General features: G+C 66.4%; 11 protein-coding genes. 8 read left to right on the forward strand and 3 right to left on the reverse strand.

The window, feature by feature from the left end:
* The first annotated feature begins 87 nt into the window (after nt 1–87).
* Both D8S75_RS09830 and D8S75_RS09835 read left to right on the forward strand, forming a co-directional pair.
* Nucleotides 88–1,353: a YeaH/YhbH family protein gene (locus D8S75_RS09830; protein ID WP_119966170.1), complete on the forward strand. Its 1,266-nt coding sequence runs from the start codon at nt 88–90 to the stop codon at nt 1,351–1,353.
* Nucleotides 1,350–2,978: a SpoVR family protein gene (locus D8S75_RS09835; RefSeq protein WP_119966171.1), complete on the forward strand. Its 1,629-nt coding sequence runs from the start codon at nt 1,350–1,352 to the stop codon at nt 2,976–2,978. Before D8S75_RS09830 ends, D8S75_RS09835 begins: the two co-directional genes overlap by 4 nt.
* Nucleotides 2,979–3,048: 70 nt before the next feature.
* Here D8S75_RS09835 and D8S75_RS09840 read toward each other — a convergent pair whose 3' ends face one another.
* The 3 genes from D8S75_RS09840 to D8S75_RS09850 all read right to left on the reverse strand — a co-directional run bounded on the left by D8S75_RS09840 (nt 3,049) and on the right by D8S75_RS09850 (nt 5,903).
* Nucleotides 3,049–3,687 (reverse strand): DUF1294 domain-containing protein, encoded by a 639-nt coding sequence (locus D8S75_RS09840; protein WP_119966172.1) that lies wholly within the window; start codon nt 3,685–3,687, stop codon nt 3,049–3,051.
* A 7-nt stretch (nt 3,688–3,694) separates the two neighbouring features.
* Complete coding sequence (locus D8S75_RS09845; protein WP_119966173.1) at nt 3,695–4,582, reverse strand: CoA transferase; 888 nt, start codon at nt 4,580–4,582, stop codon at nt 3,695–3,697.
* Nucleotides 4,583–4,706: 124 nt separating this feature from the next.
* A complete protein-coding gene (locus D8S75_RS09850; protein WP_119966174.1) occupies nt 4,707–5,903 on the reverse strand; it encodes an amino acid aminotransferase in 1,197 nt (398 codons plus the stop codon).
* A gap of 101 nt (nt 5,904–6,004) precedes the next feature.
* Between D8S75_RS09850 and uvrB the strand changes: the two genes are divergently transcribed.
* The 6 genes from uvrB (at nt 6,005) to hscB (ending at nt 11,544) form a co-directional block, all read left to right on the forward strand.
* Entirely contained in the window at nt 6,005–8,104 is a 2,100-nt protein-coding gene (uvrB, locus tag D8S75_RS09855; protein ID WP_119966175.1) for an excinuclease ABC subunit UvrB, read from the forward strand.
* 224 nt (nt 8,105–8,328) lie between these two features.
* A complete protein-coding gene (gene iscR, locus D8S75_RS09860) occupies nt 8,329–8,865 on the forward strand; it encodes a Fe-S cluster assembly transcriptional regulator IscR (protein WP_119966176.1) in 537 nt (178 codons plus the stop codon).
* A gap of 115 nt (nt 8,866–8,980) precedes the next feature.
* Complete coding sequence (locus tag D8S75_RS09865; protein ID WP_119966177.1) at nt 8,981–10,201, forward strand: IscS subfamily cysteine desulfurase; 1,221 nt, start codon at nt 8,981–8,983, stop codon at nt 10,199–10,201.
* Nucleotides 10,202–10,234: 33 nt separating this feature from the next.
* Nucleotides 10,235–10,633 carry a Fe-S cluster assembly scaffold IscU gene (iscU, locus tag D8S75_RS09870; RefSeq protein ID WP_119966178.1) on the forward strand — a complete coding sequence of 133 codons (399 nt, stop codon included), beginning with the start codon at nt 10,235–10,237 and terminating at the stop codon, nt 10,631–10,633.
* A 4-nt stretch (nt 10,634–10,637) separates the two neighbouring features.
* Nucleotides 10,638–10,961, forward strand: coding sequence for an iron-sulfur cluster assembly protein IscA (gene iscA, locus D8S75_RS09875; RefSeq protein ID WP_119966179.1), 324 nt, complete (start codon nt 10,638–10,640; stop codon nt 10,959–10,961).
* Nucleotides 10,962–11,025: 64 nt separating this feature from the next.
* Nucleotides 11,026–11,544, forward strand: a complete 519-nt coding sequence (hscB, locus tag D8S75_RS09880) for a Fe-S protein assembly co-chaperone HscB (protein WP_119966180.1) — start codon at nt 11,026–11,028, stop codon at nt 11,542–11,544.
* Nucleotides 11,545–11,562: the final 18 nt, after the last annotated feature.

Consider the following 11,562-nt stretch of genomic DNA (forward strand, 5'->3'; position numbering starts at 1 on the left):
CGCGGCGGGGCGGCCCTTGCGCGGCTGCCCGCGCGGGCGCGGGGGACGAACGGAGGCAGAGGGTCGGGGCCACACGAGGGCTGAAAAATGGCACTGCAGATCATCGACCGCAGACTCGCAGGCAAGAACAAGTCCGTCGGCAACCGCGAGCGCTTTGTCCGCCGCTTCAAGGAGCAGATCGCGGAGAGCGTGCGCCGCGCGGTATCGCAGCGCGGCATCCGCGACATCGAGCAGGCCGAGAGCATCACCATTCCCCGGAAGGACATCAGCGAACCGGTGTTCCACCACGGCCCGGGCGGCATCCGCGACGTGGTGCACCCCGGCAACGCGGAGCATGTGCGCGGCGACCGCATCCAGCGGCCCCAGGGCGGGAGCGGGCGCGGCTCGCAGGCCAGCGACAGCGGGGAAGGGGAGGACGACTTCACCTTCACGCTGACCAAGGAAGAGTTCATGCAGCTCTTCTTCGAGGATCTCGCGCTGCCGCACCTGCTGCGCACGCACATCGGCGAGAACCCGCTCTGGAAGTCGCGCCGCGCCGGCTACAGCCAGGACGGCATTCCGAACAACCTGGCGGTACTGCGCACCATGCGCGGGGCGCTGGGCCGGCGCATCGCGCTGGGCAAGGCGCCGCACCGGGAGCTGCTGGCGCTGCAGGAGCAGCTCGATGCCCTGCTGGCCCAGGACGATGGCACCAGCGAGGCGGTGGCGGAGCTGCAGCGCCGCATCGACACGCTCAAGGAGCGCCTTGGCCGCATCCCCTACCTCGATCCCATCGACCTGCGCTTCCGGGCCCGCATCCAGGTGCCCGTGCCCAACAGCCAGGCGGTGATGTTCTGCGTGATGGACGTGTCGGGCTCCATGGACCAGGCGCGCAAGGACCTGGCCAAGCGCTTTTTTATCCTGCTTTACCTGTTCCTCACGCGGCACTACGAGAAGATCGACATCGTCTTCATCCGCCACCACACCCAGGCCGCCGAGGTGAGCGAGGAGCAGTTCTTCCATTCCACCGAAAGCGGGGGCACGGTGGTCAGCAGTGCGCTGGTGCTGCTCGACCAGATCATCCGGGCGCGCTATCCCACGGGAGACTGGAATATCTATGTCGCCCAGGCCAGTGACGGCGACAACTTCACCAACGACAGCGGCAATTGCCGCAACCTGCTGGTGGACCGCATCCTGCCCTTGGTGCGCTACTTCGCCTACGTCCAGGTGGCCGAGGCGGAGCAGAACCTGTGGGAGGAATACAGCCAGTTGCTGCCGCTGTTCTCCCACTTCGCCATGCGCAAGGTCTCCGAGCCGGGCGAAATCTATCCCGTGTTCCGCGACCTCTTCAAGAAAGAGGGGGTGCAGGTATGAACATGGCCCAGTATCCGGTGCTGGAACGCCGCATCAACGACAACCCCTGGAAGGCCGCCGCCGTGGGTGAGCGCCGCCACCATGCCGTGCCCCGGCAGCCCCTGCCTGCCGGCGAGCGCCCGGCGCAGCCGCTGCCCGACCCGAGCGACTGGACGTTCGAGCTGATCGAGCGCTACCACGCCGCCATCGCCGCCACCGCCGAGCGCTTCGGCCTCGATACCTACCCCAACCAGCTGGAGATCATCACCGCCGAGCAGATGATGGACGCCTATTCCAGCGTGGGCATGCCGGTGAACTACCGGCACTGGAGCTACGGCAAGGAGTTCCTGGCCACCGAGCGGCGCTACCGGCGCGGGCACATGGGGTTGGCCTACGAGATCGTCATCAACTCCAACCCCTGCATCAGCTACCTGATGGAGGAGAACACCACCGCCATGCAGGCGCTGGTGATCGCCCATGCCGCCTACGGACACAACAGCTTCTTCAAGGGCAACTACCTGTTCCGCATGTGGACGGACGCCTCCAGCATCATCGACTACCTGGTCTACGCCAAGGACTACGTGGCCCAGTGCGAGGAGCGCTATGGCTTCGATGAAGTGGAGCGGCTCATGGACTCCTGCCACGCGCTGGCCAACTTCGGCGTGGACCGCTACCGCCGCCCCTCCAAGAAGAACCTGGCGCGCGAGCGCCTGGAGCGCGAGCAGCGCGAGGCCTATGCGCAGCAACAGGTCAACGAACTCTGGCGCACCCTGCCCACGCGCCCCGGCAAGGACGGCGCGGCGCTGGAGCACAACCGCTTCCCGAAAGAGCCGCAGGAGAACATCCTGTACTTCATCGAGAAGAACGCGCCGCTGCTCGAACCCTGGCAGCGCGAGATCGTGCGCATCGTGCGCAAGATCGCGCAGTATTTCTATCCACAGCGCCAAAGCCAGGTCATGAACGAGGGCTGGGCCACCTTCTGGCATTACACCCTGCTCAACACCCTGTACGACGAGGGCTACCTCAGCGACGGGGTAATGGTCGAGTGGCTGGGCTCCCACACCAACGTCATCTTCCAGCCCCCGGTCGGGCACCGCGCCTACAGCGGCATCAACCCCTACGCGCTGGGCTTCGCCATGTACCGCGACATCCAGCGCATCTGCCAGAACCCCACGCCCGAAGACCGGCACTGGTTCCCCGACATCGCGGGCACGCCCTGGCTGCCCGCGCTCGACCACGCCATGCGCAACTTCAAGGACGAGAGCTTCGTTGGCCAGTACCTGAGCCCGCACCTGATGCGCGAGATGCGCCTGTTCGCCCTGCATGACGACGCCAGCGAGGACGAACTGGTGGTCAGCGAGATCCACGACGAGAACGGCTACCGCAGCCTGCGCCAGATCCTCTCGCAGCAATACGACCTGGGCACGCGCGAGCCCAACATCCAGGTCTGGAACGTGAACCTGCGCGGCGACCGCAGCCTGACCCTGCGCCACACCCAGTACCAGGGCCGCCCGCTGGCCGATGATGCGCAGGAGGTGCTCAAGCATGTGGCCCGCCTGTGGGGCTTTGGCGTGCAGATCGAGAGCGTGGATGGCTACGGCAACCACCCCGTCCTGCTGCACTCGGTGCCGGCCCCCGCCGCATGAACGCGATGGCAATGCCGGGGTTTTGAGGTTTTTTGGGCCCTTTGGCCCGTGGAGCAAGCGCTTGCAGCTATTAAAAATGTAGCAATCCAGGCCGCAGCACGATGGCGGCCAGTGCCGTGCCGTGCAGCAGTACCGTGCCCCAGTAGGCCGCGCGGAACGACGGTTTGCGTGATTTGTGGCGCAGCCATTGCTGCGCCCACCAGGCGGCGGGCCAGCCGCCCAGCAGGGCCAGCAGGTGCAAGGTTTTTTCCGGCGTGCGCCAGGCGCCGCGCTGGGCGGCGCTCTTGTCGAGCGCGTAGGCGAAAAAGGTCACCATGTTGAGCAGCGCCAGGAGGCCCAGCAGCCCCAGCGGCAGGCGCTGCGCCCAGGCACCCCAGGCCAGCAGGGCCAGCCAGCCCAGCATCAGCGCCATCGCCAGGCTGGCGCCCGTGGGAGCGTCATTCTGCGACCCTGCGGGGCGGGGCCGTTCGGTGCGGCGCCGGGGCGGCGCTGGCCGGGTGGCTGCCACCGGCGCGGAGCGCGGCCGCACCTGCATGGCGCGCGGCCCCTTGCCACCGACCTGGATTTCTTCGTATTCCACTTCCATGCCTTCGGCGGGTGGCGCGGCGCCCTGGTAGTCGCGGATGTGGAAGAACACGTCGCGGTGGTGCGCGGCCGCGATGAAGCCAAAACCCTTGTCGGCGTGCCAGCGCCGGATGGTGCCTCGCATGGGGTGGTCAGTGCAGCGCGTGCAGCGGGATGTCGCGCTCCTGTGCCAGCGCCGTGAGCTGCGCGCGCGTCCGGCCTTGCAGGAAGCGGGCGATGGCCTCGTGCGTGGCCGGGTCGCGCAGGTGTTCCATGTCGCCCCGCACCGCCAGGCCCGCCGCCTCGCACAGGCGGGCGGCGAAATGCGGCTCCAGCGCGGCCACGGCCACGCGGCCGTCGGCACAGGGGTAGATGCGGTAGCCCGCGTGGGCGCCGCCCACGTCGCCCTGCGGCGTGGTCAGGCCCCACTGCAGCGGCAGGGCCAGCCACTCTGCGGCCTCGGCCAGGCCGACCTCGATGCACACGCCCGCGCCGTGCTGCGCGCGCGCCTGCAATGCCTGCAATACGGCCTCGCTGGCCATCAGGGCGCCGGCCATGTCGGCGAACAGGGTGGGGGGCACCTGCAGGCCGGCCAGCAAGCCGGCCTCGGCCTGGTAGGTGAGGTCGTGGCCGGGCTCCTCGGCGCGCTCGCCCAGCGCGCCGACGATGCGCACCAGCGACAGGCGCGGGTAGCGCGCCTGCAGCGCCTCCCAGCCCAGCCCCAGCTTGGCCAGCGCCGAGGGACGGAAGGAGGTGATCACCACATCGGTGCGCGCCAGCTCGGCGTGCAGCGCGGCCTGGCCTTCGTCCGTCTTGAGGTGGGCCTGCAGCACGCGCACGCCCTGGTGCAGCTCGCCGTAGGCCGCCGGGCTGTAGATGCCCATGGGGTCGGCGCTGGGCTGGCCCGGCGCCGGCAGGGGTTCGAGCTTGGTGCACTCGGCGCCCATGCGCGCGCAGCGCAGCAGGGCGGCGGGGCCGGGCAGGTTGAGCGCCAGGCTCAGGATGCGGGTGCCATGCAGGGGTTGCAGGGGCGTGGTCATGCGGCGGGTCTCCTTTTTGCTATTTATTCCATAGCTTCCGGCGCCCGATGGTAGGGCGCTAGAGCCGATTTTGTTCACAAAAAAGCCGCCCTGGGGCGGCTTCATGGCACGGCATGCGCTGCGCTTACATCACCTTGGCGATGGCCTGGCAGACGTAGTCGATGTTCTTGCTGTTGAGCGCGGCCACGCAGATGCGGCCGGTGTCGGTGCCGTACACGCCGAACTCGCTGCGCAGGCGCACCATCTGGTCCTTGGAGAGGCCGGAGTAGCTGAACATGCCGATCTGCTGCGTCATGAACGACATGTCTTGTTGCACGCCGGCGGCCTTGAGGCCGTCGACCAGCTTCTGGCGCATGGCCTTGATGCGCACGCGCATCTCGCCCAGTTCCTTTTCCCACAGGGCGCGCAGCTCGGGGTTGTTCAGCACCGCGGCCACCACGGCGCCACCGTGCGTGGGCGGGTTGCTGTAGTTGGTGCGGATGACGATCTTGAGCTGGCTCAGCACGCGGCCGGCTTCTTCCTTGTCGGCGCACAGCACCGACAGGCCGCCCACGCGCTCGCCGTAGAGGCTGAAGCTCTTGGAGAACGAGGTGGAGACGAAGAAGTTGAGGCCGGCGGCGACGAACTTCTGGATCACGGCGCCGTCTTCGGCGATGCCGTGGCCGAAGCCCTGGTAGGCCATGTCGAGGAAGGCGGTCAGGCCCTTGGCCTTGACGGCGGCGATGACCTGGTCCCACTGCGCGGGGGTGATGTCGTAGCCGGTGGGGTTGTGGCAGCAGGCGTGCAGCACCACGATGGTGCCGGGCGCGGCGGCGTTCAGGCTGGCCAGCATGCCGTCGAAGTTCACGCCGCGCTTGGCCGCGTCGTAGTAGGCATAGGTGTCGACCGTGAAGCCGGCGTTGGTGAACAGGGCGCGGTGGTTTTCCCAGCTCGGGTCGGAGATCAGCACCTTGGCGTCGGGGCTGACGCGCTTGAGGAAGTCGGCGCCGATCTTCAGGCCGCCGGTGCCGCCGATGGCCTGCACGGTGGCCACGCGGCCGGAGGTGACGGGTTCGCTGTCGGCGCCAAAGACCAGGCCTTTGACGGCGTTGTCATAGGCGACGATGCCGTCGATGGGCAGGTAGCCGCGCGCGGCGGGCTTGTCCATCATGGCCTTTTCGGCGGCCTGCACGCACTGCAGCAGGGGCAGCTTGCCGTTGTCGTCGAAGTACACGCCCACGCCCAGGTTGACCTTGTTGGGGTTGGTGTCAGCGTTGAATTGCTCGTTGAGACCCAGGATGGGGTCGCGGGGGGCCATTTCGACGGCGGAGAACAGAGACATGGAACGTCCTTGGAGGGTGGATGTGGCGGGCAAACCCAAGCTGCGTTAGGCTTTCGGGTTAACCCGCTGATTTTAGCGGCCCGCGCGGGCCGTGCCGCACCATGACCTTGCAAGAAGCCACCGCCGAGCCCGCCAAGGGGCAGTTCGTCCATTTCCCCGGTTCGCCCTTCGAGCTGTTCCAGCCCTATCCACCGGCGGGCGACCAGCCCGGCGCCATCGACCAGCTCGTCGAAGGGGTGAACGCGGGCGAGGTGTTCCAGACCCTGCTGGGCGTGACGGGCTCGGGCAAGACCTTCACCATGGCCAACGTGATCGCGCGCCTGGGCCGGCCGGCCATCGTGTTCGCGCCGAACAAGACACTGGCGGCCCAGCTCTACAGCGAATTCCGCGAGTTCTTCCCGAAGAACGCGGTGGAATACTTCGTGAGCTACTACGACTACTACCAGCCCGAGGCCTACGTGCCCCAGCGCGACCTGTTCATCGAGAAGGACAGCGCCATCAACGAGCACATCGAGCAGATGCGCCTGTCGTGCACCAAGAGCCTGCTGGAGCGGCGTGACGTGGTGATCGTGGCCACGGTGTCGGCCATCTACGGCATCGGCAACCCCGAGAGCTATCACCGCATGGTCATGACGCTGCGCGCTGGCGACAAGCTGGGCCAGCGCGATGCCATCGCCCAGCTCGTGCGCATGCAGTACCAGCGCAACGACATGGATTTTTCGCGCGGCAATTTCCGGGTGCGCGGCGACACCATCGATGTCTTCCCGGCCGAGCACTCGGAACTGGCCCTGCGTATCGAGCTGTTCGACGACGAGATCGAGAGCCTGCAGTTGTTCGACCCGCTGACGGGCCGCGTGCGCCAGAGCATTCCGCGCTTCACCGTCTACCCCAGCAGCCACTACGTGACGCCGCGCGACCAGGTGCTGCTGGCGGTCGAATCCATCAAGGCCGAGCTGGCCGAACGGCTGAAGCAGTTGCTGGCCGACGGCAAGCTGGTGGAGGCCCAGCGCCTGGAGCAGCGCACCCGCTTCGACCTGGAGATGCTCAGCGAGGTCGGGCACTGCAAGGGCATCGAGAACTATTCGCGCCACCTCTCGGGCTCGGCCCCTGGCGACCCGCCGAGCACGCTGACCGACTACCTGCCGCGCGACGCGCTGATGTTCCTCGACGAGAGCCACCAGATGATCGGCCAGCTCAACGCCATGTACAACGGCGACCGCTCGCGCAAGACCACGCTGGTGGAATACGGCTTTCGCCTGCCCAGCGCGCTGGACAACCGGCCGCTGAAGTTCGAGGAGTTCGAGCAGCGCATGCGCCAGGTGGTGTTCGTGTCGGCCACGCCGGCCGACTATGAAAAGCAGCATGCCGGTCAGGTGGTCGAGCAGGTGGTGCGCCCCACGGGGCTGGTGGACCCCGAGGTCGAAGTGCGGCCTGCCACCCACCAGGTGGACGATGTGCTGCAGGAGATCCGCATCCGCACCGAACGCAACGAGCGCGTGCTCGTGACCACGCTGACCAAGCGCATGGCCGAGCAGCTCACCGACTACCTCACGGACAACGGGGTGAAGGTGCGCTACCTGCATTCCGACGTGGACACCGTGGAGCGCGTGGAGATCATCCGCGACCTGCGCCTGGGGGCCTTCGACGTGCTGGTGGGCATCAACCTGCTGCGCGAGGGCCTGGACATTCCCGAGGTGTCGCTCGTGGCCGTGCTCGACGCCGACAAAGAGGGCTTTCTGCGTTCCGAGCGCAGCCTGATCCAGACCATCGGCCGCGCGGCGCGCAACCTCTCGGGCAAGGCCATTCTCTATGCCGACCGCGTGACCGACTCCATGGCGCGCGCCATGGGCGAGACCGAGCGGCGGCGCGCGCGGCAGATCGCCTTCAACGCGGAGCACGGCATCACGCCGCGCAGCATCGTCAAGCAGGTGCGTGATCTGATCGACGGTGTCTACAGCGAGAAGGCGGGCAAGGATGCCGAGCGCCTGGCCCAGGAGGCCCTGCAGCGGGCCAAGGCCGAGGACATGTCGGAAAAAGACATGGCCCGCGAGATCAAGCGCCTGGAGAAGCAGATGCTCGAACATGCGCGCAACCTGGAGTTCGAACAGGCCGCCCGGGTGCGGGACCAATTGGCCCGCCTCAAGGACATGGCGTTCGGCGCGCATGGGGGCGACAATATCCCTTCAGGCAAACAGGGATGAAAGGTTTTTGCAACTTGATGGGCGCATCGTGACCGCTGAGTCTATTTACCCGACAAAATTAATCTGGTTTGTGCTACAATGCCCCTACTAACGACAAGAACCCATGATTGAAGGGCCTGCAGCGCCTCAGGGCACCGCAGGAATAAGGGTGGAGACGGTGTCCTGGTGGCCATGAACCATTCAGGCGTTTCATGAACCAACAAGCCTGAACAAAGGAGCTTGCGATGCGTCTCACAACCAAAGGCCGTTTTGCGGTCACCGCCATGATCGACCTGGCCCTGCGCCAGAACAACGGTCCGGTCACCCTGGCTGCCATCAGCCAGCGCCAGCGTATTTCGCTGTCGTACCTTGAGCAGCTCTTTGGCAAGCTGCGCCGCCACGAGCTGGTCGAGTCCACGCGCGGTCCGGGCGGCGGCTACACGCTGGCCCGCAAGGCAGCCGACATCACCATTGCCGACATCATCGTTTCGGTGGACGAGCCGATCGATGCCACGCAGTGCGGCGGCAAGGAAAACTGCATGGGTGATTCCGGCCGTTGCATGACGCACGACCTCTGGGCCACGCTGAACCAGCGCGTGGTGGAGTTCCTCGATTCCGTCACGCTGCAGAAGCTGGTGGACGAGCAGCTCGCCAAGGGCCTGCAGATCGAGGAAAAGCCCATGGTGCGCCGCGCGATCTCCACGACGCCCGTGGTCAAGCCGATCCGTGTGAACGCGCCCAACTCGGTCTTTGCCCTGGGCAACGTGTTCGCCAAGCCCTGAAGACCCTGATAGAGACGCGGGTGGCTGTGCGCCTGCCGGTGCGCAGCGCTCGTTTGCGGCAAGCTATCGACTTCCGTATTGCAATTGCCAGCCCGTATATCCGACCGAGCCAGCCATGGACACGACCCCGCATTTCCCCATCTATCTTGACTATGGCGCCACGACGCCGGTTGATCCCCGCGTCGTGGACGCCATGATCCCGTGGTTGCGCGAGCATTTCGGCAACCCCGCCTCGCGCAGCCATGCCTGGGGCTGGGAGGCCGAGGAAGCGGTCGAGAAGGCGCGCGTGCAGGTGGCCGAGCTGATTGGCGCCGACCCGCGCGAGATCGTCTGGACCAGCGGCGCCACCGAGTCCAACAACCTGGCCATCAAGGGCGCGGGCCATTTCTACAAGGGCAAGGGCAAGCACCTGATCACGGTGAAGACCGAGCACAAGGCCGTGCTCGACACCATGCGCGAGATGGAGCGCCAGGGCTTCGAGGTCACCTATCTCGACGTCAAGGCCGACGGCCTGCTCGATTTCGAGGTGCTCAAGGCCGCCATCCGCCCCGACACCATCCTGATCAGCGTGATGTTCGTGAACAACGAGATCGGCGTCATCCAGGACATCCCGGCCATTGGCGCGCTGTGCCGCGAGAAGGGCATCATCTTCCACGTCGATGCGGCCCAAGCCACCGGCAAGATCGCCATCGACATGGCAAACCTTCCGGTTGACCTGATGAGCCTGGCCTCGCACAAGACCTATGGCCCCAAGGGCATCGGCGCGCTGTATGTGCGCCGCAAGCCGCGCGTGCGCCTGGAGGCGCAGATGCATGGCGGTGGCCATGAGCGCGGCATGCGCTCGGGCACCCTGCCTACGCACCAGATCGTCGGCATGGGCGAGGCCTTCCGCATCGCCCGCGAGGAAATGACCCAGGAGCAGGAAAAGGCGCGCCGCCTGCAGAAGCGCCTGCTCGACGGTCTCACCGACATGGAGCAGGTCTTCATCAATGGCGACATGCAGCAGCGCGTGCCGCACAACCTCAACATCAGCTTCAACTATGTCGAGGGCGAGTCGCTGATCATGGGCATCAAGGGCCTGGCCGTGTCCTCGGGCTCGGCCTGCACCTCGGCCAGCCTGGAGCCCAGCTACGTGCTGCGCGCGCTGGGCCGCAGCGACGAGCTGGCGCACAGCAGCCTGCGCATGACCATCGGCCGTTTCACCACCGAGGAAGAGATCGACTACGCCATCGCCACGATCCGCGAGAACGTGGCCAAGCTGCGTGAACTCAGCCCCTTGTGGGAGATGTACAAGGATGGCGTGGACCTGAGCACCATCCAGTGGGCCGCGCACTGACCCCACGGCACCCAGAATCAAAGAGGTAACACCATGGCTTACTCTGAAAAAGTGATTGACCATTACGAGAACCCGCGCAACGTGGGTTCGTTTGACAAGGGCGACGAATCGGTGGGCACCGGCATGGTGGGCGCGCCGGCTTGCGGCGACGTGATGAAGCTGCAGATCAAGGTCAACCCGGAAACCGGCGTGATCGAGGACGCGCGCTTCAAGACCTACGGTTGCGGCTCGGCCATTGCCTCGTCGTCGCTGGTGACCGAATGGGTCAAGGGCAAGACGCTCGACGAAGCGGCTGCGTTGAAGAACAGCGAGATCGCCGAAGAGCTGGCGCTGCCGCCCGTCAAGATCCACTGCTCCATCCTGGCCGAAGACGCCATCAAGGCGGCGGTCAACGACTACAAGACCAAACACGGCGCGGCTGTCGCCGCCTGAAACCATGGCAATCACCCTCACCGAAGCGGCAGCCCGGCATGTCAGCCGTTACCTGTCGCGGCGTGGCAAGGGCCTTGGGGTGCGGCTGGGCGTCAAGACCAGCGGCTGCTCGGGCCTGGCCTACAAGCTGGAGTATGTGGACGATGCCGAGCCCGAAGACATCATCTTCGAGCAGCATGGCGTCAAGGTGCTGATCGACCCCAAGAGCCTGGCCTATATCGACGGCACGGAGCTCGATTTCGTGCGCGAGGGCCTGAACGAGGGCTTCAAGTTCAGCAACCCGAACGAGCGCGACCGCTGCGGCTGCGGAGAGAGCTTCCGGATCTGATGCGTCCCCTTCTGTGCCATCTGAAACCGCCATCGCATCGCGTGCTGGCGGTTTTTTTGCTGATATGAACCTGCAATCCGACGATTTCGAGCTGTTTGGCGTCCCCCGGCGCTTTGCGCAGGACCGCGCGGTGCTCGACGCGCGCTGGAAGGAGTTGCAGCGCGAAGCCCACCCCGACCGCCATGCGGCCAGCGGCGCAGCGGCGCAGCGCCAGGCCATGCAATGGTCGGTGCGCATCAACGAGGCCTACCAGCGCATCAAGGATCCGATGCGCCGCGCGGCCTACCTCTGCGAGCTGCATGGCGCACCCGTGCGCGCCGAGGACAACACCGCCATGCCCGCCGCCTTCCTCATGCAGCAGATGGAGTGGCGCGAGGCGCTGGAGGAGGCGGACAGCGCCGCCGAGGTGGATGCGCTCGAAGCCCAGGTCCAGCAGGCCCGGCGCGCCGCCCTGGAGCACTGCGCCGAGTGCATCGACACGCGGCAGGACTACACCGCCGCCGCGCAGCAGGTCAGAGCCCTCATGTTCATTGCGCGATTTGCGCAGGATATCGAGCGCCGGCTCGATCAACTGGGACAATAGCGCCCCTAGACCCGTTTT

Source organism: Simplicispira lacusdiani (assembly GCF_003604195.1).
Lineage (GTDB): Bacteria > Pseudomonadota > Gammaproteobacteria > Burkholderiales > Burkholderiaceae_C > Simplicispira > Simplicispira lacusdiani.